24 protein-coding genes are annotated in these 26,895 nt (G+C 46.7%); 11 read left to right on the forward strand and 13 right to left on the reverse strand.

Going from position 1 to position 26,895, the window contains the following annotated elements; translation table 11 throughout:
• Positions 1-55 precede the first annotated feature (55 nt).
• The 3 genes from ACR1R9_RS21520 to ACR1R9_RS21530 all read right to left on the reverse strand — a co-directional run bounded on the left by ACR1R9_RS21520 (position 56) and on the right by ACR1R9_RS21530 (position 2,402).
• Positions 56-1,306, reverse strand: a complete 1,251-nt coding sequence (locus ACR1R9_RS21520) for an ATP-binding protein (RefSeq protein WP_433956461.1) — start codon at positions 1,304-1,306, stop codon at positions 56-58.
• Positions 1,307-1,407: 101 nt separating this feature from the next.
• The gene (locus ACR1R9_RS21525; protein WP_433956391.1) at positions 1,408-1,914 is read right to left on the reverse strand and encodes a hypothetical protein; all 507 of its coding nucleotides are present in this window, start codon (positions 1,912-1,914) and stop codon (positions 1,408-1,410) included.
• 206 nt (positions 1,915-2,120) lie between these two features.
• Positions 2,121-2,402, reverse strand: a complete 282-nt coding sequence (locus ACR1R9_RS21530; protein WP_076290201.1) for a hypothetical protein — start codon at positions 2,400-2,402, stop codon at positions 2,121-2,123.
• A gap of 144 nt (positions 2,403-2,546) precedes the next feature.
• On the opposite strand from ACR1R9_RS21530, the gene ACR1R9_RS21535 reads away from it, so the two are divergent.
• The 3 genes from ACR1R9_RS21535 to ACR1R9_RS21545 all read left to right on the forward strand — a co-directional run bounded on the left by ACR1R9_RS21535 (position 2,547) and on the right by ACR1R9_RS21545 (position 3,523).
• Positions 2,547-2,708 (forward strand): hypothetical protein, encoded by a 162-nt coding sequence (locus tag ACR1R9_RS21535; RefSeq protein ID WP_017690239.1) that lies wholly within the window; start codon positions 2,547-2,549, stop codon positions 2,706-2,708.
• 198 nt (positions 2,709-2,906) lie between these two features.
• Positions 2,907-3,275, forward strand: coding sequence for a hypothetical protein (locus ACR1R9_RS21540; RefSeq protein ID WP_326064938.1), 369 nt, complete (start codon positions 2,907-2,909; stop codon positions 3,273-3,275).
• A gap of 38 nt (positions 3,276-3,313) precedes the next feature.
• A complete protein-coding gene (locus ACR1R9_RS21545; RefSeq protein ID WP_326064937.1) occupies positions 3,314-3,523 on the forward strand; it encodes a hypothetical protein in 210 nt (69 codons plus the stop codon).
• A 175-nt stretch (positions 3,524-3,698) separates the two neighbouring features.
• Here ACR1R9_RS21545 and ACR1R9_RS21550 read toward each other — a convergent pair whose 3' ends face one another.
• A complete protein-coding gene (locus ACR1R9_RS21550; protein ID WP_076290204.1) occupies positions 3,699-4,910 on the reverse strand; it encodes an MFS transporter in 1,212 nt (403 codons plus the stop codon).
• A 257-nt stretch (positions 4,911-5,167) separates the two neighbouring features.
• On the opposite strand from ACR1R9_RS21550, the gene ACR1R9_RS21555 reads away from it, so the two are divergent.
• On the forward strand, positions 5,168-5,815 hold the full coding sequence (locus ACR1R9_RS21555; RefSeq protein ID WP_433922764.1) for a peptidylprolyl isomerase: 648 nt from the start codon (positions 5,168-5,170) through the stop codon (positions 5,813-5,815).
• 182 nt (positions 5,816-5,997) lie between these two features.
• Here ACR1R9_RS21555 and ACR1R9_RS21560 read toward each other — a convergent pair whose 3' ends face one another.
• Positions 5,998-6,180, reverse strand: a complete 183-nt coding sequence (locus ACR1R9_RS21560; RefSeq protein ID WP_433922763.1) for a hypothetical protein — start codon at positions 6,178-6,180, stop codon at positions 5,998-6,000.
• A gap of 128 nt (positions 6,181-6,308) precedes the next feature.
• On the opposite strand from ACR1R9_RS21560, the gene ACR1R9_RS21565 reads away from it, so the two are divergent.
• Both ACR1R9_RS21565 and ACR1R9_RS21570 read left to right on the forward strand, forming a co-directional pair.
• Positions 6,309-6,566 (forward strand): YqkE family protein, encoded by a 258-nt coding sequence (locus ACR1R9_RS21565; protein WP_024632484.1) that lies wholly within the window; start codon positions 6,309-6,311, stop codon positions 6,564-6,566.
• A 158-nt stretch (positions 6,567-6,724) separates the two neighbouring features.
• A complete protein-coding gene (locus tag ACR1R9_RS21570; protein WP_433922762.1) occupies positions 6,725-7,519 on the forward strand; it encodes an SDR family oxidoreductase in 795 nt (264 codons plus the stop codon).
• 156 nt (positions 7,520-7,675) lie between these two features.
• On the opposite strand, the gene ACR1R9_RS21575 is transcribed toward ACR1R9_RS21570, so the two are convergent.
• Positions 7,676-8,437, reverse strand: a complete 762-nt coding sequence (locus ACR1R9_RS21575; RefSeq protein WP_076290208.1) for a YwaF family protein — start codon at positions 8,435-8,437, stop codon at positions 7,676-7,678.
• 225 nt (positions 8,438-8,662) lie between these two features.
• Between ACR1R9_RS21575 and ACR1R9_RS21580 the strand changes: the two genes are divergently transcribed.
• Positions 8,663-9,637, forward strand: coding sequence for a ring-cleaving dioxygenase (locus ACR1R9_RS21580; RefSeq protein WP_433922761.1), 975 nt, complete (start codon positions 8,663-8,665; stop codon positions 9,635-9,637).
• 104 nt (positions 9,638-9,741) lie between these two features.
• On the opposite strand, the gene ACR1R9_RS21585 is transcribed toward ACR1R9_RS21580, so the two are convergent.
• The 3 genes from ACR1R9_RS21585 to ACR1R9_RS21595 all read right to left on the reverse strand — a co-directional run bounded on the left by ACR1R9_RS21585 (position 9,742) and on the right by ACR1R9_RS21595 (position 12,997).
• On the reverse strand, positions 9,742-10,455 hold the full coding sequence (locus tag ACR1R9_RS21585) for a stalk domain-containing protein (protein WP_433922760.1): 714 nt from the start codon (positions 10,453-10,455) through the stop codon (positions 9,742-9,744).
• A gap of 249 nt (positions 10,456-10,704) precedes the next feature.
• A complete protein-coding gene (locus tag ACR1R9_RS21590; RefSeq protein ID WP_310852124.1) occupies positions 10,705-11,550 on the reverse strand; it encodes a hypothetical protein in 846 nt (281 codons plus the stop codon).
• A 169-nt stretch (positions 11,551-11,719) separates the two neighbouring features.
• Positions 11,720-12,997, reverse strand: coding sequence for a methyl-accepting chemotaxis protein (locus ACR1R9_RS21595; protein WP_099855687.1), 1,278 nt, complete (start codon positions 12,995-12,997; stop codon positions 11,720-11,722).
• Positions 12,998-13,321: 324 nt separating this feature from the next.
• On the opposite strand from ACR1R9_RS21595, the gene ACR1R9_RS21600 reads away from it, so the two are divergent.
• Positions 13,322-14,752, forward strand: a complete 1,431-nt coding sequence (locus ACR1R9_RS21600; RefSeq protein ID WP_099855685.1) for an aspartate ammonia-lyase — start codon at positions 13,322-13,324, stop codon at positions 14,750-14,752.
• A 158-nt stretch (positions 14,753-14,910) separates the two neighbouring features.
• Here ACR1R9_RS21600 and rpoN read toward each other — a convergent pair whose 3' ends face one another.
• Together rpoN and pruA are read right to left on the reverse strand one after the other, a co-directional pair.
• Positions 14,911-16,215 (reverse strand): RNA polymerase factor sigma-54, encoded by a 1,305-nt coding sequence (gene rpoN, locus ACR1R9_RS21605; protein ID WP_433922759.1) that lies wholly within the window; start codon positions 16,213-16,215, stop codon positions 14,911-14,913.
• 122 nt (positions 16,216-16,337) lie between these two features.
• Positions 16,338-17,885: an L-glutamate gamma-semialdehyde dehydrogenase gene (gene pruA / locus ACR1R9_RS21610; protein WP_076290215.1), complete on the reverse strand. Its 1,548-nt coding sequence runs from the start codon at positions 17,883-17,885 to the stop codon at positions 16,338-16,340.
• A gap of 244 nt (positions 17,886-18,129) precedes the next feature.
• Here pruA and ACR1R9_RS21615 point away from each other — a divergent pair, with 244 nt between their 5' ends.
• The gene (locus tag ACR1R9_RS21615; RefSeq protein ID WP_076290216.1) at positions 18,130-19,053 is read left to right on the forward strand and encodes a proline dehydrogenase family protein; all 924 of its coding nucleotides are present in this window, start codon (positions 18,130-18,132) and stop codon (positions 19,051-19,053) included.
• Between the two features lie 166 nt (positions 19,054-19,219).
• On the opposite strand, the gene ACR1R9_RS21620 is transcribed toward ACR1R9_RS21615, so the two are convergent.
• Positions 19,220-20,326, reverse strand: coding sequence for a BclA C-terminal domain-containing protein (locus tag ACR1R9_RS21620; RefSeq protein ID WP_433922758.1), 1,107 nt, complete (start codon positions 20,324-20,326; stop codon positions 19,220-19,222).
• A 454-nt stretch (positions 20,327-20,780) separates the two neighbouring features.
• On the opposite strand from ACR1R9_RS21620, the gene ACR1R9_RS21625 reads away from it, so the two are divergent.
• Positions 20,781-22,475, forward strand: coding sequence for a sigma-54 interaction domain-containing protein (locus ACR1R9_RS21625; protein WP_076290218.1), 1,695 nt, complete (start codon positions 20,781-20,783; stop codon positions 22,473-22,475).
• 93 nt (positions 22,476-22,568) lie between these two features.
• Positions 22,569-24,482: an AraC family transcriptional regulator gene (locus ACR1R9_RS21630; RefSeq protein ID WP_433922757.1), complete on the forward strand. Its 1,914-nt coding sequence runs from the start codon at positions 22,569-22,571 to the stop codon at positions 24,480-24,482.
• A 196-nt stretch (positions 24,483-24,678) separates the two neighbouring features.
• On the opposite strand, the gene ACR1R9_RS21635 is transcribed toward ACR1R9_RS21630, so the two are convergent.
• Positions 24,679-26,748, reverse strand: coding sequence for a hypothetical protein (locus ACR1R9_RS21635; RefSeq protein WP_433922756.1), 2,070 nt, complete (start codon positions 26,746-26,748; stop codon positions 24,679-24,681).
• Between the last annotated feature and the right edge of the window lie 147 nt (positions 26,749-26,895).

Consider the following 26,895-nt stretch of genomic DNA (forward strand, 5'->3'; position numbering starts at 1 on the left):
TTGATCGACATCAGGGGTAGCGAACCAAAAAGCCATCGTACACTTCTGCCGCTCGTCATTCGACGAACGCAGCAAAAGATACAACGGCTTCTGTTCCTACCCCTTTTGTGCTTGTAAAGCTGATCTGTCCATGCATGGCTTCAACGATTCGGAAAGTCACCATCATGCCAAGGCCTGTCCCCTTAATTTTATTCGAGAAATAAGGCTCCCCAAGGCGGACCAGCGCTTCCTCATCCATGCCCTCTCCATTATCTCTAACATGTACCTTGATGATCCCGTCTTGGGCATAAGCCCAAATATCAATCTGACCCTCTCCTTGCAGAGCTTCTATACTATTCTTAATAATATTAATAAAAGCCTGTTTGAACTTGGACGAGTTCCCTCTAATCCATAGATTTGGTGGAATATCAGTTGTTATTTTGCCACCTTCCAGATTAGCCATCGGTACAAGAATGCCTTCAATATGATCAAATTCATCCGCGATATTTAGAGAGACAATATGATCGAACTCCGGTTTGGCAAAGGTTAGGAAGTCGGTAATAATGCCGGATGCCCGATCAAGCTCCTCCAGAGCTATCCGCACATACCCTTTGTTTTTGTTGTCTTCCTGCTCTGTCATAAGCTGAAGGAATCCTCGTGTCACCTGCAGTGGATTACGAACCTCATGAGCAACCGACGCCGCCAGTTCGCTAATGATCTCCATTTTCTCGGATCGCTGCAATTCATTATTGAACAATTCCAACTCTTTCGAGTATTCAAGCACTTTGGTATGTTTTTCAGCAAATCGGCTTCCCAGTATGGCAATAAGTGAGATAATAAAAGCAACCATGGACCATTTCCACCATATCAGATGATATGTTCCATTACGCTGGTAATACCAGAGTAGTTCAGCAACACTGATTAAGGCAAATGTGCCAAATCCCGTAGCCAGCAAAAGAGCTTCCCGGCTCCGTTGAAGTGCTTTGGAGATGGTGCCGATCATTAAGATGCTCAACAGGATTACGAGAACAAATCCAATTACATTCTGAACCAACAAACTATAGAGCATGTCCCATTGACCGCCTGAAATAAAATCAATCATCAGGGCAACCACAGCTACTATAGAATAGATGAATTGGAATTTTCTTAGTTTGGTAAAGATGCCATAACGACCTGGTCCGATAATTTGTTCAAAAAAATAACAGAGTGCAGGCATGCCCATCAGCATAGCCAGGTCAAACAATACGGAATACAGATTACCGTAAACCTGATAGAACGTATATAAAAACTGTGAATAGGTGATAATCATCGTTCCGATTGAACCCATCACGATACATAGCGAAATCCACAACCCTGTATGGAATTTGCCCAGGAAAAAAGTGCAACTCAGCATCGTTAGAGCCGTGAACACAAAGGTCGCTCCCAATATTACATCAAGCAGTCCATTGTGAATGTATTTTTCCTGTAATGTAGCATAAGGCCCAACCTGAACTGTTCCGTAGATGCCAAGTCTTCCTTTTCATTCTCGGACCATACATACAGTTTGCCACCTGAATTCTCACTCGAAAGGGGTAACAACACAGCGTTGTTATCATAATTGTAATGATAATTCTCATACACCCTACGATCATCCAGATAGATTACAATGTGGTTCCCTTTAATATTTTCAAAACGGATTGCCGAGCTATCTTCGTTTATTTTTGGAATGGTCAAACGAGTCCACATGGAACCCGAAGGAGCCTCTTCGCTGCTATATTCCAGCTTTTCTGCACCTTGCTTCTCCCAGATCTCCTCTGAACCTTGAACCTCACTGATGAATCCCTGATCGTGTACGTTCCCCCATTTTACTTCCCATCCCGTAATGGATACAGGTTTGTCAACTTCTCCTGCAGTCGCTGAGACGAAATCATGCGGCAAGCAAAGAATATTCAACATACTTATCCATAAGATGATGATAGCTTTGGGCACATTTTTCATTCACAGCACCTCAAAGTTCTTATTTTCTCTATCCCTCAAGTTCTCTCATTTATCATTCGCCACAGTTTGACGTGTCACCTTCTTGTAGGGAAATGAAAATTCACATTTTAGTAGATTTATAGTTTTATTTCCATTTTATTGATAGATTTCGAGTGTTTTCTCCATTATCCGCGCAGATCTTCGAACTGGTTCTCAATCATTTCGCGCTCTTTCTGTTCAATCTTCGTACGATATTCCAACCACTGCTCCGTCTCCTCATCGTCATAGATCGTCCATATATCCGAGAAAAGATAATCCCGCAACTGGACAATCTGTCCTGACCATATCCCGCCTACCCAGAACAGCCCGTCCGGACGGCGTATAACGGTACGGGAAAACCCGGGCGTAGACGCTTTTTGCCCGATTCGGATTTGAGTGATCATATTGCCCAGCGTATACCAATCCAATTGGAATCCCTCCCTCATATATCCATGTTTCATCATATCATAGGCCAAAGATGAAAAGCTGTAAAACTGATCTCTGCGATTCAATCGTCCCTTCCGGGTGTAATGTTCCTCAAAGCAAACACTTACCATTGAGGAGTGATTCAAATGAATGAGCCACACAGAACGGTAGAGGTAGAACATAAGGATGTCCAACACAAATCGGATTCAAGTATGGTCGCTTCCACGTTTATCAAGTATGCGGCTTATATCATTATTTTCTTTGGATTTCTGTACTTTCTGGTCAAATATGTATTTCCAAAATTTTAAAGCCTATACGTTGAATCTGTAATCCGTACATTGCACTTTCATCTTATATTCATATTTTGGGAACACAAGGGAATCATAAGTTGTGCGAGATTACAATGTTAGCCCTTTGGGTAACTACCGAATAAGAACCTTTACTAGATAACTGCCCAATTAAACAAACAACCATTAAATATAATCCACTAAAAAGGAGTGCTACTTATGTCAGACAGACCGATTAGTAATGAAGAGAGCGAACGTTACTACGACCGTTATCAGAGGTCACGTGATATTCCACTGGAAACCGAAGTTCCTGAAGGTGACATAGACACTTTTGATGAAGTTACGGGGAAACGTATCGATACCGAAAATACAATGAATCCGCCACTTGTAGCGGCTACGGAAGAACCGGAATTGGAGTCACGAACAGCGGAGCCTGCACTCGAATCCGTCCCTGATGCTGATCTTATCCAACCGAATAGTCCAGTTGATCCTGCGGCACCCGATCCCAATGCGCTTCACGGGACGGACCTGTTAAACGGCGCTGGGGCAGATGCCAAACCGGAGAACGACATTCCACCACGGCGTTAATCCTCTTGTCACAGCCTGAATTAGGAGGTGCAGTCACGATGAAGGATAATCATAAGCGACAAGTACATGAGCCCGATAATCTGGTAACCGAACGAGATATTGATCCGAATTTTGGATTATTCACGGAAGATTCCTTTCCGGAAGCCCTAGCAGATGAGGATCAACTTGATGCTGTTGAACATGCCATTCCAAAGGAAAACAATGAAGGCGTTGAAGATCCACGAAAAGATTCATCCTGGGATGAATAGGAACGCATTACAGATTCATTAAGAATATAGGAAACCTCTTGCTCAAGAGGTTTCTTTTTGCTTTAATTTCGTAATAACAAAGGCTGTATCCTGAAAAAGAGATGGCTACCGTATTCGTACGGTGCCATCCCTATCTCTTCTATCTGATAAACCGTTTAACGTTTTACGTTTTTGATTACTTCGCCAAAGGTTTGCCCGATCCCGGCAACTTCTCCTCCAGTCGGGACCATTTCGCTACAATCGCGGTAATCAGCAGCGCCACTCCATTGATGATAAAAATCCAACGAATCGGCAACCAGCCACCCAGAACACCACCGATTATCGGCCCCGCCATCGTACCGATCTGGGAAGCCGACTGATTCAGGCTGAATGCTCTTCCCCGGAAGCCAGGTTCAGTCACTTGCACAATCATTGCATTAATCGCCGGGAACACCGCAGCAAAGAATAATCCATACACAAAACGCAAGATGCCGAATCCAATATAACCTGTAGTGAAAAACTGCAGCAGGTTACCAATCGCCCCACCAACGAGGCCAATGATCAGAACTTTGCCATATCCGATTCGTGAACCGATCTTACCCCAGCGCGGCGCCATAATAACCGTAGCTACACCAACCGCAGAGAAAATAATTCCCGAGCTAAGAGAAGCACGATCGGGCTGAATGCCCATTTCCATCACGTATACGGTCAATAATGGCTCCAGAATCATCACGGAGAAGGTACAGATGCCCATCATGCCAAGCACCGTAATAAACAATCGATTGGCCCTGGCTTCACGGATGTCATCCATCACATGAGAACGTGCCTTGTTCCTGTTGAAGTTCTCTTCTTTGACCCAGAAGGTTGCGATCAACGCCGAGACCAACACTACGATGCTGGAAAATAAAAACGCATTCCGGTTGCCATAATAGTGGCTTACGACCCCACCAATCAATGGACCGATTATGCCTCCTGTTGCCCCGGCTGTTGACATGATTCCAAGTGCATACCCTGTCTTCTCTTCCGGTGTATTGGTACCGACCAGTGCAATCGCCGCCGGAACAAACCCCGCGAGCAACCCCTGAAACAAACGAACCACGATTAGTGAATAGGGGTCCTGCACAAAATAATTGATCAAATACAAAACCGCAAGGCTGTACCCCGACCGGATCAGCATTGGCTTGCGCCCGTATTTGTCAGCCAGTGATCCCCAGAAGGGAGACACCAGCGCACTTGCCAGAAACGTGATGCCAAAAGCAAGCCCTGACCAGAACTCCAGGTGATCACGAACGCCCAGATCGCCACTCAGAAACAAAGGCAGAAATGGGATGGAGATTGAATAAGCGGTGCTACAAAAAAACACACCAATCCACAAAATCACCAGATTACGCTTCCACGAGAAGTCCATATACCCGCACGCCCTTTCCGTTAATGACGTCGGGACTGCCGTGTATTGGAGCGGACGGAACAGACCCGTACGTCCCTGACTGCGGAAGCATTTTCCTTATTTTACACCTCTGTAAGCATTTACACCATCCCTTATCTCCCATAATATCCTGCCTTGCATTGCCATCTTGTCCGCAAAAACGGTATGATAGTTGAGGGATTATCCGAAAATAATTCTGACTAAATATATTATGCAGAGATGCAAGGGGGAACGTTCTCATGTCTTTTCGGTGGAAAAAAACAACAGCTGTGTCGCTGGTTCTAGCGATGCTGCTTATCGTCATTAGTGGTTGTGGGCGCCCTGCAAGCAGCGCGACGGAAACACCTGCTCCAGTAGAGCCTACTGGTCCTAATCCTGTAGCCACAATTGAAATGTCAGATGGGCAGAAAATTGTCATTGAGCTCTATCCGGAGATTGCACCAAATACGGTGAACAATTTCATCTCACTCGCCAATAAAGGTTTCTATGACGGTCTGATCTTTCACCGCGTCATTCCAGGGTTCATGATTCAGGGTGGTGATCCCGATGGCGACGGTTCAGGAGGTCCTGGTTATGCGATCAAAGGAGAATTTACATCCAATGGTCATAAAAACCACCTTAATCACACGCGTGGGGTTATCTCCATGGCGCGGACAAATGATTTGGACTCCGCAGGCTCCCAGTTTTTCATCATGTTAGCGGATGCCGATTATCTGGATAATGCATATGCCACATTCGGTAAAGTTACAGAAGGTATGGAAGTCGTTGATGGAATCGCTGCTCAGAAAATAGGCGCACAAGACAAACCGGTTACCGATCAGGTGATGAAAAAAGTCACTGTCGACACCCACGGTCTGGAATATCCAGAACCGGTAAAAATGCCTTAACCTCTGGAACGGATTTTAGTTATCCAACTTGATTCAAAACCTGTAAGACAAACAAAAGCTCTGTCCTGCGTATTCACGCAAGGCAGAGCTTTATTCAATGTTAGCGTTTACATAAATGACTTTATAAAAAATGCCCTCTTCTGGCACAACTCTATATGCAGCAGCTCTGCAACCCGCTGGTCTCAATACATCCATCCCATCAAACGCAACCAACCAATGATCGCAATCCATAACGGACAGCTGAAAGCAACACCCCATGCAAGCCCTTTCAGTAAACTACGGTTTACTTCCACGAACAACGACTCCTTTCTCCAGGGAATAGTCGCAGTATCGGTAATAATATATGAATTTATACCCGCTTTCATTCGTCACGTAACCTCCTATTTCCTGCTTTTGTCCCGCAGTTTCATGGAATGGGTTTGGTGAACCTGATATAATAAGTTTACTTAACGATAATGGAAGCTGATTCATGTTTTTGAGAGGAGATTATTCTATGGCAAAATCCAAAAAACACACCCCTGCTCCCAAAGCAGCACAGGATAAACCGACCACACTAAAGGATCTGCTGAGCAGTGATGTGTTAGAGAAACTGAAAGCTCAGGCCGATGAAGCCAAGGCTGCGGAGGCAGACCGCAAAGAGCAGGAACGCCTGCAGGCGGAAGAAGCGCGTAAAGCTGAACAGAAGCGAAAAGATAATGATTTTGAGTACCTGTTGAATAACAGTTCGATGGACTGGAAGAAACATAAGTAATTTTGTAGCAATCAGATCATCATGATATCTAAATGATAGAAACAGGGCCGTTTAACGGTCCTGTTTTTTTGTATCGTACATTTGATTCATGACTCATATGTCGGGTATGTAGAAGTAGAGAGAGTTACTGATAATTCATACGATACGGAGGGATCAGGATGACAGAACAACGTTTGCAAGGGAAAGTTGCGATTGTAACCGGAGGTGGCTCAGGAATTGGTCAGGCAACAGCCATTCGTTTCGCTGAGCATGGGGCCAAAGTGTTCATGCTGGACCGGACCCCGGAGAATGCAGAGAAAACCAAACAGACGATTGAAAACGCAGGCGGAGAAGCCCATGTCATTGAATGTGATATTTCCAAACCGGACAACGTGCAAAAAGCAATCAATCAGGTAGCGAAGCAAGCTGGACAGCTCGATATTGTTTTTGCCAATGCGGGAATTAATGGCACGATGGCTCCCATTGAAACGATGGAACCGGAGGACTGGGATCAGACGATGGGTATCAATATGCGCGGCACGTTCGCAACTGTGAAGTACGCCATCCCCCATTTGAAAGACCGCGGAGGTAGCATTATTATTACGAGTTCCATTAACGGTAACCGCGTATTCTCTGGCATCGGCTTCTCTGCATACGCTTCCAGTAAGGCAGGTCAGACCGCATTTACGAAGATGGCTGCATTGGAACTGGCCCGTTACAAGATCCGTGTCAACGCCGTCTGTCCGGGAGCCATTGATACGAACATCGATGACAACACCTATCCTTCGGACGATCTGAAAGAAGTAAAGATCCCAGTTGAATTTCCGGAAGGTCATGAACATCCACTCAAAGGTGAACCCGGAACGTCGAAGCAAGTCGCCAATCTGGTGCTCTTCCTCGCTTCCGATGAATCTTCCCATGTGACCGGTACCCGGATCTACGTGGATGGAGCGGAATCTTTGCTCCGTGGATAAAAATTAGAAACATGTCCCATGTGGAGTTAATAGCCAAACATCCCGCAAACGATCTGGATATCCAGACCGCTGCGGGATGTTTAGTTTGAAATATATCTTTATAGAAGAACGAAGAACAGCTCCCTCTGCCTACCATTGGTATGGGATGACTTTTAACTAGAGCGCAGAACTCTTTCCTCTCTTCACTCGATTATTCAGCCGCTCCGGAATCGCAAAGAGCAGGACGTACATTAGGGAGAACATGACTAACGCCAGTACCTCTTCCCCAAGAATGTACAAAGGATAAGGTCCCAGCATGTCGAGAACTGAAGGTGTATCCGGTTTGTGTCTCAGGAACATATAATTAGCGTCAAGCAGGACGTCCACACCATATACAACTAACGCAGCCACATTCACAAATATCATCGACCCCACAACAGTTCTCCAGCTTGGACGAAGCTGTTCCACCCAAGTCATATAGAGCAACGCCAGAATAATACAAGCGTGAGCCGTAAAAAATTGAATGAAACGAAAATGTTCATAAGCATAGCCAAGATTAGGCGTTACGATCGCCATCAAGGCACCAGCTATTCCTGCGAACAGCAATGCAGAATGCAGCAGTCTGCTGCGTGTCAATAATAGCAGCGCAGATAACAATAGTGACAAACTGCATAACTCCAGCGGCAATGAAGTCTTTAGACTCCACACATCCCCATATATGTACCATATCTGAAGCACAATCTCACAGCCGAACATGACACATGCCAGAGCAATCCGAAAGCTACGGCGTGTGTTCGGTGCCCAGGACCGCAGCCAATTCCGAAACAGGAACATCAATATAATTAATGCAGCAATAAGGCTAATCGCCCATAGGTGCGAAGTGGAAAACAGTATAAACGGTTCTGCGTCATAAGGGTCCAGCCACGGTGGATAAGCCACGCTCCTCTTCACTCCTTTATGTTACACAAACACAATATATCTCTTTAATGTTAACTTTTTCATTTTGTCATTGAATGAGTGTACTGTCCAGATGGAATTCTAAATTAGGATTGTATTTTAAATATCTTTATGTTAAGATAAATTCAACAACAAAACAAACTAAAAGTTAGTAACTTTCTTAACGGGATATTATAAAAATAAATTAACCACCAGGAGGAATTTATAATGCAAATCAAAGGACTTCACCATGTATCTGCACTGACCGCACACGCCGCTGAGAATTATCGGTTTTACACCAACGTCATGGGTTTGCGATTGATCAAAAAAACAGTCAATCAGGATGATGTTTCGGTCTATCACCTCTTCTATGGAGATGAAAAAGGGAATCCCGGTACCGAGCTTACTTTCTTTGAAATTCCAATGGCCGGACAGACACGTGAAGGCGTGAACAGTATCTCAGCAACGTCACTTCGTGTTCCTAACGATGCAGCCCTTACGTACTGGCAACAGCGTTTTGACGAATTCGAGGTTCCTCATGGAGAAATCACCGAACGTGGGGGGCGCGCCACTCTCTCGTTCACGGACTTTGAAGGACAACGTCTGATCCTTGTTTCTGATGAACACAATACAGGTGTTGCCGGGGGCAAACCTTGGGATCAAAGCCCTGTGCCTGTCGAGTATGGCATTGTCGGCTTGGGCCCAGTCCATCTTACCGTTAGAGATGCGTCCCTTACCTCTCCAGTTCTTACCGAACTGCTCGGCTTCCGTCAAAAAGGAACCTATCCTGCTTTTGTCGAAGGCCAACCCGATGTACTCGTCTTCGAATCCGGTGAAGGTGGTAGCGGCTCCGAGGTGCATGTCGAAGAACGAAATGACCTTACCCAAGAACGCCCTGGACGAGGCAGTGTGCACCATGTTGCCTTCCGCGTCGATAATGAAGAAGAACTAAAACAATGGGTAGAACGGGTTCATAATTTCCGATTCCCGAACTCCGGTTTCGTAGACCGTTTCTACTTCCGCTCCCTGTACTTCCGTGAAGCTAATGGTATTCTGTTCGAGCTGGCAACTGATGGTCCCGGCTTCGACACGGATGAAGAACTGGCTTATCTTGGAGAGTCCCTGGCATTGCCTCCATTCCTTGAAGGTCGTCGTGCAGAGATTGAAGCGAATCTCAAACCGCTCGATACCGTAATTCGCTAACCTGATCATACGTCCCAAAAGAACAAAAAAAACGATTATCGTTATGCCAGTCCGGAATAACCGTCCGGCTGATGCATAGGCGATAATCGTTTTTAATATCTCGTTTATTTTTTGGTTAAATATGAGGTCGTCAATGGAACAAACAGAGAGGAGCCCGGGGCCTCATCAACGATTTCAACAAAGATGAAATCCGTGCTTGCAACATCCACCTCTACACCAATCAATCCGTCTTCAGGGGCAAGCGATACTGTCTTGAGCGTTGTATTGTTTTCGTCCATAATCTCAATCTTCTGTGAACCGCCAAGAACAGCCAAATCGAGATGCAGCTTGGCATACTTTTTCTGGGTCATGACTTGGAAGCTCTTGCCTTGCTTGGCTGTGTCGGTATGCAGGTATACATCTTTGTAATCTTTGCCTTTATATGCCGTTTCGGCCGGATCCTTGGTATGCCAATCCGAGGTGCCCAAGGCTGCAGTTCCGAGCGAACTTAATGTCAGCTTGCCGGTTTCGGATGGTGGTACAGATCCATTATTGCTGTCAATGTTAACGGATGAGGTTACGCTATCATACGTAATTTCTGTACCCAGTAGCGTGCCGACTGCACGCACTGGCAAATAGGTCGTTCCGTTATAAGTAATTGGCAATACCGTTTTGCCATTGGCATCTTTGGCTGTTACCGTTGTCCCATTTAATTTCAAAGATATCTTGCTGTTCAAATACGCTTTGATCGGTTCCAGACCCGTTGCTGCAAGTGCCCCAGTGCCGATGCCGAGTGTTAGTGTACCCACCATTAAACCCAATACGACCTTCTTCTTCATGAATGATCCCTCCTAAAAGTATGAAATAGATGAGTTCCATCCTTTATACATTTAAACGACTAAAGTGCTTGTGTCAACCATTTCATGGTAAATTCTTGGAATGAAATTCGATTTTGGATAGCACAAAGTGAGGCTAAAATTACATCATTTTTTTTCAGCCTCACCCGTTTCCCTCTGTCATTTCAGATCGTGGGGACATATTTTTTTATCATTGTTCTCAGCAGTCCCGCTCTTCTCTAAACACTCGATTCAATCAAAAGATTCATAGTACTCATCTTCATACTCTTCCGTGCTGTATTCCAAGTCCACAGCCTGCCACTCGCCATCTTTATAGTCATAGGCAAAGTTCAGATCACCGTCATACAAGCCCATACCGTATGCACCAGATGCCGACACAACCAACTTGCCATTCTCCACACTGTAATAAACAACACCGCCGAACTTGAGCTGCTCGTTATACACTCCCTCGCTCGTGTCTTCCTCCATCAGGGAAGGTTCTGAATGAACACCATCAACGGTAACGTTGACCGTCACCTGACCTGGTTTAATACTGACTTTCGAATTTACATGCTGCTTCACAATCTCATCCAGTGATTGCATCTTCATCTCTTCCAGCGTTTCTGGATCGATAATATGCGCTTCACCCAGATAGATGCCTGTTCCATGACCGGCTGTAAACAACACAACAATCTCCTTCTGGCCATCTCCATTCAGATCCAGTTCGTGCACTTCGGGTTTGTAGGATCCGCCTTCTCCTTGCCATTTACTGAATTCACGTTTCTTGCCGTTCACTTCTAGCACCATTCCGTTATATATATATCCTGAACCTTCAACTTTCATGGGGTATAGTCTTACATTCTCATTTTCCGGAGCAACCGAGACGTACTCTCCCTTAACAGGAATTGATTCCTTCGTTGTAAACGCTGCTTCATTCATTGTTTCTATATTGGAAGCCACGACCGCTGAGGTCTGGCTGGATTGATCATCTATGTTAAGCTGTTTTTGCGATTCATTCATGGTTCTGGCAGACGAAGTTGTACTAATCGTCGCTACCGCCAAAATAATCATCAGCAGGATACCTGTCCAAGTTTTCAATATGCTGGGCTCCTTAATCTGTAGTGGAATACTACCATTATATCTTCATTTATCGCCCAAGCGTTGCGAATTTGTTAATGTTTCATAAAAAAATCTTTACATATTTCAGTTTCTACGAAAGAATGTTCGGCTTTAACCATAATAAGCAAAAAAACACCCCGGAAACAGCTCAAGGCTGCATCCGAAATGCTTTCGTTTTGTCCATTAATCGATCTGTTAACTGTCTCAGCTCTTCTGCCGAGGATGAAATCTCCTGCATGATTGCCGTCTCTTCATGTGCCGCATCCATAATCCGTCTCGCCTCATCCGAGAATGATCCGGCTTTCCCTTGAATCTTTTTCACATGACCGTGCGTTTGTTCTACGCGGCTGGTCTGTTCCCCAATTTTGGATCCGATTTCATAAGCGCCCTTCATAAACACTTCTACCGTACCTGTAAGCTCCTGCAACGTCTGATCAACAGAGATCGTGCGCTCGGATTCATTCACGACGAGGCCATGCTGTTCATGAATCAGTTGAGCTGTATCTTTAATCCGCTGCTGTACGCGGCTGATTAGCTCATTAATCCGATGCACCGATTGTTTGCTCTCATCTGCCAGCTTACGAATCTGCTGAGCCACGACAGCAAATCCTGCCCCCTCTTCTCCCGCACGCGCAGCCTCAATGGAAGCATTAAGGGCGAGTAGCCCTGTTTCCTCTGCGATGTTTTTGACGGACTGAGTAATGGCTTCAATATCCGAAGCTTCCTTCTCGAGCAGCACCATGATGTCCCGGGAACGGTTGTGAGATTCCGTCAGCTCGTCCATTCCTTTCATCAAAGAAGAGAAGGTCTGCTTCGTATGATCTACCGAACGTTCCATCTGGCCGGACATCTCTGTCATCCCAATCGACTGACTGTGCATACGCTGAAAATCGTTCAACATCTCATCTGCTGTAATCAACGATTGATGTGAAGTCGTCTTCTGCTCCTCCACACCCACAGCAATATGATCCACCGCATCAGACATCATCTCGATCTGCTCCGCTGCCTGGGCAATTGCTTCGCTTAGTGACTGGGCATTCTGAGAGGTTGTACGTGTACTATCTGTAATATCGTTTACAATACTTCTCAAATTGAAAACCATTACGCGAAAAGCATCATATAATACAGTAATTTCATCCTGTGTTCGCCGCTCTGGAATCTCGGCCGTCAAATCCCCCGATGAGACTTGTTGAGCCGCACGGGACAAATGCACAATTGGACGAGTCAACCACCGAGAGGCAAACCAGCCCAGGATCGCGTTCCAGCATACGCCCATGACAAGTACGATAGAGATATATAACCAGCTTGGCATGGAGAACGAGAGCCAGTCCTGAAGGAAAAATATAAAAAAGCCGCTAGTTCCGTACGTAATCAGTGAAATCAGTACCAAACCTGCGACGGTTTTTGCGCCTAAAGTCCATTTCATATTCACACCTCATAGTCCTTTTTTCCTATTTTACCAGTAGATAACCAAATAACATGTGATATAGATCACTGAAAACGACAAATTAACCCCCATCTTATTCTTCATGCATGACTTCTCCTCTAAGTGGAGCATAATTGATAAGACGAGTTTTGACTGACTGGTTCCTTTGTAGTCTGCCAAGGTGATATCCTTAATTTAAATTATTTATCGGCAAGTAGGGTGAAATGATTTAGCTTGGCATCCATTTTGCTTAAATGATATACTGAGTGCGCTTCGGCATTGCCGGGGCTGACCTATTTTTGGATGCCACTGGAGGCGAACGAAATGTCTACATTGTCCACAAGGACGGAGAAAGATTTTATTGGAGAAAAAGAAATTCCTGCTTATGCTTATTACGGAATACAGACGGTTCGGGCTGTAGAGAACTTCCCGATTACCGGCGTTCCTGTACACCGGGAGCTGATTACAGCTCTGGCTGCGGTGAAAAAGGCTGCAGCAATCACGAATATGGAGCTGAAGATGCTGCCACGCAAAATTGGCGATGTCATCGTCATGGCTGCTGAAGAAATGATGAAAGGCCATCATCTAGATCATTTTATTGTTGACTCCATTCAGGGCGGTGCAGGCACCTCCATGAATATGAATATGAATGAAATTCTGGCCAATCGCGGACTGGAACTGTTATTGCAGAACAAGGGTGACTATTTTCACTGTAACCCGAATAACCATGTGAACATGTCCCAATCCACCAATGACGTAATCCCAACTGCACTGCGTATTGCTGCGTATCGGTTGTCCGAAACGCTGCTGGATACGATGAAACGTTTGCAGGATGCGTTCCGCAAAAAAGAACAGGAATTCAACGATGTAGTTAAGGTAGGTCGGACACATCTTCAGGATGCTGTGCCTATTCGCCTTGGACAAGAGTTCGGTGCCTATGCGCGCGTTATCGGACGTGATATTGAGCGTCTTGAGTTCGCAAATCGCCGCCTGCTCACCATTAACTTAGGTGCGACGGCTGTAGGTACAGGCCTCAACGCGAAACCGGAATACATCGTCAAAGTCACGGAGCATCTGTCTGATGTGACAGGATTGAAATTGCAAACGGCCGAGGATCTTGTGGATGCCACACAGAATACAGATGCTTATTTGGAATTGTCGGCCGCACTGAAAGTATGTGCTGTCAGTCTGTCCAAAATCTGTAACGATATTCGCATGATGGCTTCTGGCCCACGTGCAGGATTCAATGAGCTGCGTCTTCCACCGCGTCAGCCAGGTTCGTCCATTATGCCAGGCAAAGTGAATCCGGTTATGGCGGAAGTGATCAATCAGGTATCATTCCAGGTTATGGGCAATGACCATACTATCTGCATGGCCTGTGAAGCCGGTCAATTCGAATTGAACGTCATGGGCCCGGTTATTGCGTTCAACTTGCTGCAATCGCTGAAAATCATGAATAACGGCATCGACGTCTTCACTCGTTATGCCGTTGAAGAAATGGAAGCGAACCGTGAGCGTTGTGCATTGATCATGAAGCAGAGCTTTAGTGTAATTACAGCGCTCAATCCACATCTGGGCTATGATGTGGCAGCCTCCATTGTGAAGGAAGCGTTGAAGACTGGAAACACCTTGCAAGAGATTATTCTGGAACGGGGTCTACTGACACCGGAAGAACTGGAAGAAATTTTGCATCCGGAGCAGATGACTACTCCTGGTATTGCAGGTGAGCACTTCCTGCACAATATGGAACGTTAGTACGCTGTTTAAATTCAACTAATGAGTGTTTACATTGACACTTCGATGATAGAACAACCTTCCGATCGCTGTTAAGTCGGAACAAGTAACCCCCGCAGACCGTTACCACGGCTCGCGGGGGTTACTTGTTTAGAATATATAATGAAGTCATACGTCATTCATGCCCAGCGCTTCCGTTCAAGTGAAGGCAATATCTGAAGCTCTTCCCTGTATTTCGCAACCGTTCTGCGGGAGATAACGATGCCTTCATTCGCGAGCAATGCCGTGAGTTGGCTATCCGAGTATGGACGTTCCGCCCGTTCAGAACGAATCAGCTCTTTTAATCTGAGCTTCACCGCCGGCGCAGAGGCCATTTCTCCGTTCATTGTTTCCAGACCTGAGGCAAAAAAAGCTTTGAGTTCAAAGACACCATGCGGTGTCTGAACATATTTGCCATTGACTGCACGGCTCACCGTAGACTCATGCATGCCGATGACCTCGGCAATAATCGCCAGATTGAGCGGCTTCAAACCGGCAGGTCCTTCACGCAGAAAAGATTCCTGTTCAGTCATGATCGCCGCCAGAACACGCATCAGAGTTCGGCGACGCATACGCACGCTGCGAATGATCGCTCTCGCCTCTGCTGCCCGGCCTGACCAGACCTCATCTGCATCAATCTCCCTGATCCAGCGGCAACAAGCTTCGTTCAAGGATACCCGCGGCACAACCGCTGAATTTAACCTTAGCGAAAGCTCACCATTTCTTATCTGCACAACGGCATCCGGAATAATATAATGTGCACGTTCCGTACACCCGATGGATCGGCAAGGTTTCGGGTCAAGACAAGCAATATAGTCATAGGCTGCCTGAGCCTGTTGTGACGTAATCCCCAGTCTTGTTCCCGCTCTGCCTGGATGGAAACGAACCAACTCTTCCAGACCTTCCTCCACCATGTGCTCCGCATGATGGTTAGCGAATGGATCACGCCTAATCTGAAGCAACAAGCATTCACGCAAGTTACGCGCTCCTACACCTGCCGGGTCCAGCGACTGGAGTATGTCCATGGCTGCTTCAGCCTCAGGCATCGATATTCCCCTTGCTGATACAACCTCAGTCATTTCCATCGTCAGATAGCCATCTTCATTGACACAACCAGCCAAATATACAGCTGTTTTCTCCATTGCAGGCGGAAGATTCTGCAACCGAAGCTGAGATATCAACAGTTGTTCAAGTGTAGGTTCGGCCCCTTTCATCTGCAACAGCGGATCATAAGAGGAGAACCTCTCCTGATTCAATCGTCGGGGAAGACGGGGGCGCAGGGTAAAGGGCTCTTCTAGCTCAAGCACCGGATTTTCATCCGCGGCTTCCTGCAAATAACGAGCCAATTCCTGACTCGATAAGGTCAGCAGATGAATGGATTGCTTCATCCCTGGCGTAATAGATAATCGAATACGCCCCTCCTGCACCAACTGAAATCCTAACATCCGTCTCCCCCCTTAAGCGCTGCTCAAGCTACTACAGTATACTGACGAACAAAGACTATTTTCAGGAAATGATAGCATACAAACCAAACGATTGTCAGCGGGCCCAAACCCAATTTCTCAACTTAATATTTCTCCGATACCAACTTCGCTTGGGTGAACAGCAGCAAGTAATCCCTTCCCCCTGCCTTGGAATCCGTTCCTGACATGTTAAATCCGCCAAATGGATGTGTACCCACCAGTGCACCTGTACATTTGCGGTTAAAGTATAGATTACCCGCAAAAAATTCCCGTCTGGCTTGTTCCAGATGTTCGCGATTGCGAGAGATCACCGCACCTGTCAGTCCATAATCGGTATTATTGGCAATATCCAGTGCATCCCCGAAGGATTCTGCCTTGATAAAGGCCAACACCGGTCCAAAAATCTCTTCCTGTGAAATCCGTGCTTGCGGGTCCACATCGGCAATAATGGTCGGTTCAATGAAATAACCTGCCTCGTTCCCTGTACTACCCCCGAGCACAAGGCGACCTTCACCCCTGCCTATTTCAATATATTCTGTGATCTTGGCGTACGCCTTATCATCGATAACCGGACCTACCTGATTTCCGACTTCAAGTGGACTGCCCATGCTCAGCAGCTTGGTTCGTTCAATCACTTTTTGCAATACCTCGTCATATACATCTTTATGAATAATGGCGCGGGAACACGCGGAGCACTTCTGTCCCGAGAAACCAAACGCGGAAGCCGTGATGGATTCCGCAGCCAATTCCAGATCACTGTCGCTATCTACGACAATGGAATCCTTGCCGCCCATCTCAGCAATCACCCGTTTAATCCATTTCTGCCCTGGCGCGGTGCGTGCTGCACGTTCATTGATCCGCAGACCGACATCTCTGGAGCCTGTGAAGCTGATAAAGCGGGTGAGCGCATGGTCCACCAGATAATCGCCAACTTCACTGCCCGGTCCTGGCAAATAGTTCACTACGCCATCCGGCACACCCACTTCTGCAAGCAGCTCCATGAATTTAGCTGCAATAACCGGGGTTGTACTGGCTGGCTTCAATACAACCGTGTTGCCCGATACCAATGCAGCAGAAGTCATGCCTGCCATAATCGCGAGTGGGAAGTTCCATGGTGGAATGACAATCCCCACACCAAGCGGAATATAACTCAATTCATTATCTTCGCCTGCAATTCGTGTGAGCGGCTGTGGTTCACTCAGACGCTGCATCTCACGGGCATAAAACTCCATAAAATCAATAGCTTCGGCTGTGTCCGCATCCGCTTCTGGCCATGTTTTGCCTGCTTCGTACACCATCCAAGCGGAGAATTCATGCTTACGACGCCGCATGAGCGCTGCCGCTTTGTACAAATAGCGGGCACGTTCATTAGGGTCCGTATGTTTCCAGGTGCGAAATGTTTCCGCAGCTGTTTGGATGGCCTGCTCGGCAAGCTCTTGATCGGCCTGATAGATCTTTCCGACGATCTGATTTTTGTACGCAGGATTCACGGAGGATAACGTGCGGGCGCTTGTTATTTTTTGTCCACCAATAATAATGGAGTATTCCTGGCCAAGTTCAGCCTCCACCTTACGAAGTGCGTTCTCAAAAGCTTCCCGGTTGGCCGGGACTGCAAAGGATGTGAATGGTTCGTTAACAAAAGGGATATTCATGAATGATTTCCTCCTTCAGATGTGGGGGTTCGCTGGCTGTTTGCCTGAGTTGCCATGCATTTTACTCATCACCCAATATATGTAGCAAGATCCGTGCCAACTCCGGTTGAAGAAGGAATATTTTTATAAATAAATGTTTTTCTTCAAAATTACCGCCCGTTTTCTTCTATGCAGAATAACCTTGGCATGATTATTGCTTGATAACTTTGTTATAAAGAAACATGATCCATAAGGAGGAACCCCGATGAGTATCGGAACCGAAATGTACCGTAAAACGCTGCTGACCGTCGCAGGTAATAAAGCTGTGGAGAATCTCTCCATCAAATACGGCAAAAAGCTGGCTGGCAAATTTATTGCAGGCAACACACTGGAAGAAGCTCTCGAAGAGATTCGGGTACTCAACAACAAAGGCATTATGGCTACACTGGATCATCTGGGCGAGGGCATTACCCATTTAAGAGAAGCTGCGCTGTATCGGGATGAGTATATACGTCTGGTGGAGGGCATTGCCCGTCAGGGTGCGGACTCCAATGTCTCGCTAAAACCAACCCAAATGGGACTCGCGCTGGACCCTGAGGAAGGTTATCGAAATATACGTGCGGTTGCCACCCAAGCGAAGCTGCATAATCTGTTTGTGCGGATCGATATGGAGGACAGCCCGTTTACCCAAGCGACTTTGGATATTGTGCGCCGTTTGCACTCGGAAGGACTGGATAATACAGGTACGGTACTACAAGCCTACTTGCATCGTACCGTGGAAGATACACGTGATATGATTCGGGAAGGCATCCGGCTGCGTCTGGTCAAAGGTGCTTACAAGGAACCTGCATCCGTAGCATATCAGAACACTTCAGAAGTGATTGATCAATTCAAAACGATGATTCGCAACCATCTCGATCAAGGCGTATACACTGCGGTTGCTTCACATGATGACCACATTATTTCCTGGACCAAGCAATATGCGAAGGATCGGGGAATTTCCCCGGAGGCATTTGAATTTCAAATGTTGTACGGCTTGCGTATGGGCGAACAGGAACGCCTGGCTAGAGAAGGATACCGCATTCGTTGTTACGTGCCCTATGGAACCATGTGGTACCCGTACTACACCCGCCGTCTGGCTGAGAAACCCGCAAATCTCTGGATGGTGGTCAAAAACATGTTTAGATAATTTCCCGGCTGGATTCAGTTATATAAAATACAACGAGAAAAACAAAAACCATGCTGCCACTTTCTTCAGGGCACATGGTTTTTTCTGTACAACACAGCATTCCAGACAATGTCTAAAAAATGAACATCCCCAATTTAAAATGTCTAATTTTCTGGACACCAACTGATTACCTGCTCAATTGTTGAATGAGAATAGAAGCATTTGCATTGATCTGTGATCCGCCTGCTAGTGTTTGCAGATCAACAGCCGAGGCACTGGAATGATTTCGTAAAGTTATCACATCGCCGGGAGCAGCGGTAATAATAATCATTCCTGGATTCGGTTGAGTACCAGCTCCTGAACCATAGACACTGCCACCGACAGGGGCTCCGTTTTGATAAAGGGTAAATTGGTTTGCCTGAACACCTGTAATGATAAAGAACACCGCATAGTCCCCAGCATTACCAATATTAATTTCAGCCGTGCCAGGTGTATGAGTAATGTTGGTAAGGTTTTCGTTGCTATCGAAGGTTATATCCGTCTCGGTAGCTACAGACTGAGCTGAGGTGTTAAAAATATAGCCATACGATGCCAAACCTTGGCCTGTTGTACCGGTTGCCCCAGTAACTCCCGTTGATCCCGTAACCCCAGTGTCGCCTGTAACTCCTGTATCTCCAGTAGCGCCTGTCGCTCCCGTAACTCCAGTGCTGCCTGTTCCTCCCGTCACTCCAGTGCCGCCTGTCGCTCCCGTAACTCCGGTGTTGCCTGTTCCTCCCGTCACTCCAGTGGCTCCTGTTCCTCCCGTAACTCCAGTGCTGCCTGTTGCTCCCGTCACTCCAGTGCTGCCTGTTGCACCGGCTGAGCCTGCCCCTACACCTGTGGCACCTGTCGCACCTGTTACTCCTGTGGCTCCGGTTACACCTGTTGTGCTCAGAGCCTCACCCAGCAATTCCTGGGATACCAATCGGTGAGCCGTGACTAACTCGCCTTCAGCGTCTTTGCCCCATACGGAAATTTGCGCTTCCGGGGCAGCGAGGTCTGCTGTGGAAAATATAAACTCGAACGCATCAAAATTTGCATTATAGTCTTTGGTTATGACCTGATTGGGAAGCACATTAAACATTTCTTCCACATATAACATTCTGACTCCATCGAGATAGTAACCCAAAAGAAGAACGCTATATACATCTATTGAATCCCGATTATCGATTTTGACGGTGACGAATTGAGTGGGACGGGTACCAGTTACACCTGAAATATTATTTTCAATGGGGCCGGTTGATAGAATGGCCATTTCATCAGCCTCCTTTTTATTTTTCTTCATGCGCACTGAGCCTTCGTATAGCATTATTCAGAAGTTTCTTAATGGTGTGGACAATTTATGTTCTATATGAATAATCACTTTAACAGCCCGGTACTGGGTGAGAGATAACAGTGTAGTTCACTGTTTCTTATGTTAGTTTTAATAACTCACATCTCACCTAAAATTTTAACTCGTCCATTGTAATTAACAATTATTCCTAAACCGTAAAATTGTAAGCGCATAACAAAAATAATAAATCGATACCCCTCTCTTCTGCGCCGATACCATGTACGCTTCATGTCAAAAAATATATACACACTTCATTTGGAAAGCTATAATATGGGTAACTATCATCCCCACAATCATTTCATCTGGGGGCCGCTTGTAAGCAGCTCGTGCAACAGGTATAGTTTCCGAAAGTTATGCCCTAACTGAGGTGATATTGATGAAACATTTACTTCCAGAATTAATGACCTTATTACGTACAAATATGAGTATCCTGGATTCGGGCCTTTCCATGCCCGTTATCCCTTCAACCACTGGACTGGCCGAAGCCATCCCCCTATTTAATACCAGTCCTTATCTGTTAGTTCAGGATGATGGACCTCTATTGGGCTATATCGCTGTATCTGATGTTTTACAAGAAATGATGCATGCCCATCGGCTTATGGAAGCTTATTTCGAGACTACTCTGGAAACGGCAGGCTCAGCTCTGACATTGATTAATGAAGAAGCAAAGGTGACCTACTGGACATCGGGTGCGGAGCATGTTTTTTCCATCAACAAAAAAGATATCATTGGGAAACCGGCAGCGGATTTCTTTCCGCCTGATCGCCTTCAATCGCTCAAAACGTTATACACAGGGGAAACCGTGTATCGAAAGCAGCACCAGCCAAGGCCCGATCTATTCGCCCTGATTAATGCACGTCCAGTGCAACTCGATGGACGTATTGTAGGCGCGGTTGCTGCGGAAGTGGATATAACAACCGAAATCCGTCTGCACCAAGAGTTATTACATATGACATCCAAAGTCCAACATCTGGAGAAAGCCGTTGCCCGTCTGCGCCCGGATTCCGATCCATTTTCCAGAATCAAGGGCAGCAGCCCGGTAATCAACCAGTGTCTGGAGACTATTCGCAAGATCAGCACCACCTCAGCTACCGTGCTTATTCTTGGAGAAAGCGGAACGGGAAAAGAGTTATTCGCCAAAGCCATTCATGACCTGCGTGAACCGCAGACAGCGCCGTTTATCGCCATTAACTGCGGAGCTATTCCTGGTTCATTATTTGAGAGTGAGTTATTCGGGTACGAGAAGGGTGCATTTTCAGGGGCTGATCCCAAAGGAAAAAAAGGAAAGATTGAACTGGCCGAAGGCGGCACGCTCTTTTTGGATGAGATAGGTGAGATGCCACTGGAGCTTCAGGTGAAGCTATTGCGTGTATTGCAGGAGAAAAGTTACTTCCCTGTCGGTGGAACACGCATGAAACAGGCCAGCTGCCGGATTATCGCCGCAACCAATCAGAATCTGCTGGGCATGATCGCCCGCAATCAGTTCCGGGAGGATCTCTACTATCGACTGAATGTCATTAACCTCGTCATCCCTCCCCTGCGTAAGCGCAAGGAAGATATTTACGAGTTGACACAGACTTTCCTGCAAGAGTTTTCCTTGCTCTATAATCGTCATATTGAACTGGTTCCTCCTGAGGTGTTCAAGCTGTTATTCCAGTATGACTGGCCGGGTAATGTACGGGAATTAAGAAATGTGATTGAGCGGATCACCATTCTCACCACGGATGGCGAGGTCAAGCCCGAATATCTCCCTGACACCTTCATTGCATCCATGGATCAGGAACAATCCATTTTGCACGAGGCGGTACAGCTTCATCCACAACCTGGTCTGGAATCAGTCTCTTCTAGTTCACCTGAAAGCTCGGACCCATCTGTTCCGATACATGAAGAAAAAAAAGAGGAGCCGCTGGATACTTCGACCCTATCCTATCAGGAGAAGTTGGACACCTACGAGTCGGATCTCCTGCTGCAATATCTGAAAGCCGCTGGAGGCAACAAAAGAACGCTCGCCCGGCAGCTCGGCATCTCCAGAGCAACGCTCTATAACCGCATGAAGAGGCTCGGTCTATGACCAGCCTCTTCATGTCGTTATAATGAATGATACATAGAATTGTTAAGCCTCGATGAAGAAGGTTGGTTGTAGCACATGGAGATACAGAATCACATGATGTTGTGGAATCACGCTTCCTTCAACATATTTGATATCCGCCGCGTGGTAGTCCAAGCAGGTCAGACTTTGCGTCCCTATGTCTTGCCAGCCAGTGTCTTTATCATGTCTGTCCGCGGAAGTGCTCAGATTATACTCGATGAGACATCACACAATACACGACGTTTTCAGATATTCCATGCGGGTAAAGGAAGCATTCTGAACGTAGAAGCCGGACAAGAAGAGTTCGAATATTATTGCGTATATTATAAAGCAAAACTTTCACTGCCAGCCCATAGCGAACTTGCAGCACTAGCTGAACGTCTTCGTCCTTTCCACGTTACCTACAGCCTAATCCCTGCGGAACCCGTTATACTCTATCGCTGTTTGACGGACATGCATAAGGAATGGAGCAAAGCCGAAGCGCTTGGACATTTGCGTGCCAAGAGCCTACTTTTTCAATTCATCACTGAAGTGATGAATCAGATGCAGACTCAAGGTGTACGTTCTCAGAAACGCGATCTGGCTGCGCAAATCATCACGATTATTCAGTCTCGATTCGCCGAAGCCATTACGCTGGAATTACTATCAGAGAACCTGAATTATAGCGTTCCACATCTCTCCTCCTATTTTAAAAGCCGGACCGGACTCAGCCCGATTGATTATCTCATTAAAGTACGAATCGAAAAGACGGCAGCATTGCTGCTGGAGACGGATGCCACCTTAAAAGAGATTGCATCCAACGTTGGTTATCAGGACCCCTACTATCTGGGCAGGCTGTTCAAAAAGTATAAAGGCGTCTCTCCCTCACATTTCAGAGCGGAGCATAGAGCCACCCAACGAGAAGATAGTCCTTCTACAACCATGAGATTATCCATTGGCCCTCCAAACCCCCTCAGCTATACTGTTGTAGATGATAATGATTATCAACGAGTTGGGGATGGAGAGGACGAATTGTACATGTACAGAGGATCAAGACCACCTATTACGGCGGTATTATTGCTTAGCTTTATGTTGTTGATCAGTGCTTGCGGGACGGAGGCTACAGGTAATAGTTCCTCGGGAGCAGCTGAGAATGCGAAAACTACGACTGCCGAGCAACCACAGACCAAAACCGTATCCACGGTTACAGGAGATATCGAAGTCCCATTGCAACCCAAACGAATTGTAGCGGGTGAATATCTGGGCAGTCTGATCGCTCTGGGTGTAACTCCTGTCGGAACATCAAGTCACCACATTGCGAACCCCTACCTGCATGATGCGCTGAAAGACGTGGAGGATCTGGGAGATGGCAACGGCAACTTGGAGAAGATTGCTGCCATGGAGCCGGATCTGATTATTATGGATGATATGTACGCTGAAATGAATGAGCAGCTAACTAAAATTGCCCCGACTGTAATCATACCCTATGCCTCATTCAAAACCGTGCATGAAGAAGTTAGCTATTTCGGTGAGCTACTAGGTAAGCAAGAGGAAGCAAATGCCTGGCTTGCTGATTATGACCGCCGTACAGCCGCAGCGAAAGAACGAGTGCTCCAGGTTATTCCTGCCGATAGCACATTCTCCATTCTGGAATATATGGGTAAAGATATTTCAACCGTTGGCGCCAACTATGGCAAGGGCGGACCCGTAATATACAATGTGCTTGGCTTCAAACCTCCAGCTGAGGTAATCGCTGAGTTAACCGATCCAGGCTGGGCGAGCCTCTCCACGGAAGTTTTGCCTAAATATGCTGGGGATTATATCGTTCTAACAACAGATAACCAGACGATGGAGGATTTAAAGGCTGACCCCATCTGGGGAGGATTGGACGCCGTCAAAAATGATCATGTATATATCTGGGGTGCTGATCGCTCCTGGTATTGGGACCCCATTGCCATTCTCACCCAAACGGAAGAACTGGCCGATTGGTTAGTGGAAACAAAGAATTAAGACTTCAATTTCACTAACCAATCAGCATCATGGCCTCTGGATTTCATGGTCATCTGCTTGAGATTTATTTCAATCAAAAAAACACGCAGGACTGGCTCGATAAGCCGGTTACTGTGTGTTTTTTGGTTTATTCCAATGATATTAATTTATGATTGATGTTAATTTCCCATGAATCCATATTATTCTTTCAATCACGCTACAGTACTCTTGCCAGCCGGATCAAAGCCGCTCGTAGATGCCGATAGAATGTCGCCCGGCTCATTGAGCATGCCTGTGCTGCGGCAGTTGGATTGCCAGCATATGTCCAATAGGCCGCGTATAACAGCTTCTGATCCTGCTGCGAGATACCATGAACCCGGCCCTCCAGCAAATCCAGGATATGCGACTGTAGATGAATGCCATCCGTCATGCCATTCACTCGCCCTGCGGACTCATGCAATTCTCCGGGAGAATGCAGATGAGTCAGCATTTTGCGTAAATCCTGTTCGGACCAGGGTACCTGACTCACGCCAGATGTCCCCTGCTGTAACCCGCCGTTCTTTGCATCAGGAATCAAAAGAGACATCACCCAATCACCGAATTGTCCACTGCGCAAATCCAGATCTAGCACATCTGCCTGATCTGCATACAGGTCACATAAACGAGTACGTGCTCTCTTACTCCGAAAACCAATACTCTGCAAAAACAGCTTCAGGTACGGATTGGTTGCGACCAGTATGACCCTGGCCCCTTCTCCCAGTAGGGACAACCGATCCAGTGACATATAACCCACAAGTTCTTCACGTTTGTAGCCTGGTACATCATCCCTTGCTGCAGCGAGTACCGCAAAGTGAGTATCCGTCTGGTCTGGATCACAATCCAGCTCTTCCGGTGTGAAACATTCCTGCATCTCGGCTGGAAAATACTTGGACAACATCCCGCTGCTCTCCCGGTGCACGAGCACCGTAATGAACATCGCGATCGGATCGCCCTCCTTGTCTCGCATCAGTACAATCCCCTCAGGATAACGCTGTGCAAGTTCGTCTAAAAAAGCAGGATAAGACGGCGCCTGCCAAGGCTCCACACTATACTCACACCACTGTTGGAGTAATTTGTGCAACGCTGGCAAGTCCTCCGATCGCATCACCTCCATCGGAGAAAACAGTGAATCCGCCGACACATCAGCGTACTTCCGATGCTGGAGCATGGATTCCTGACACAAAAGGAGCATTTTCCTCGTAATCTGGCGTCTCTCATGTGGACCCGCTTGTTCATGGAGCGGCTTTAGCAGCCCCGCTATTCGCACCCGCATAGCTTGCAGACGCTGTGGTTCACGTTGGCGAAAATCCCGAAGCAGATGTAATCTGGCCATATCATGCAGCGCCAGACCATTAGGACCGGAACGGATGAACGACATACGTCTCAAGACGTTATATTCCTCAAGCGTCACCTCTGTTTGCAGTACAGATGCCAACAATTCCTGATTCGCCGTTTCCAGCAGCGTTAATACCTCTACCATTGGGTGCAGACGGGGAAGCGTCAATTCAAGCAGCAGCCTGGCACTAATCATTTGTGATAATTCGGTCCAATCGGAGATGGGAATATTCCTGCGCTGATCCGCAGCCTCCACAGCAAGCGCTAACCCGAGCGGATGTCCATCCGTCATACGCGCAATCGTCCCCGCTATGCTCCTGTTCAACGATCCTGCCACTGCAATATATTCGGACACTTCTTCACCCGTAAAATGTTGAAGAGGCATCTGTACGAGGCGCTGCCGCAACCTTGGATGTGTCCGCCACGCTGAAGCAGGCTCCGGTCGTGAGGCCAGAATAATAAGTACTCCATATAACGGAAGCTTGGATACAAAGACTTCCATAAACCAACTCTCCAGAAGAGCCAGTTCTTCATAGTTATCCACAGCAAGGACCAGCCGCCTCTTTACTGAAGTCTCACTCAGCAGGCTCAATGGCCGCGTGTTACCATCACTCCCCATTGTCTCTAGTCCCAATGTAGAGGAGAGATACTCCAAAAAGACCGACGGTGTAGAGCCGCAGGATCTGCCATCCATCCATATGGCGGTTGCTCCATGGTTCCGAGCAACGGACAACATCTCAGACAGCAAGGATGATTTACCGATTCCTCCCATACCCGTAACCGAAAAAATGGTTAAAGGTGCTTCCGGATTGTTGAGCCATCGGTCCAACACCATCAGTTCCTTGGCTCGACCCACAAAACGTTTTCCATGACCATAATGGCTATCGTATTGAATCTCACTACTGTTTTCCATCTGTGTCCTCCGTACTAGATACTGGTACTTTCCTTAACCGTATTTTCTCACAAATTGAGACTACATTGAGACGCACAGTTACATATGAAGTGATAAAATCTAGATAAAAGCCAAATTATAGTAAATATAAAAAACAGCTGTTTGCAA

The sequence above is a fragment of the Paenibacillus taichungensis genome, assembly GCF_050994985.1.
In the GTDB taxonomy this organism is placed as follows: domain Bacteria; phylum Bacillota; class Bacilli; order Paenibacillales; family Paenibacillaceae; genus Paenibacillus; species Paenibacillus taichungensis.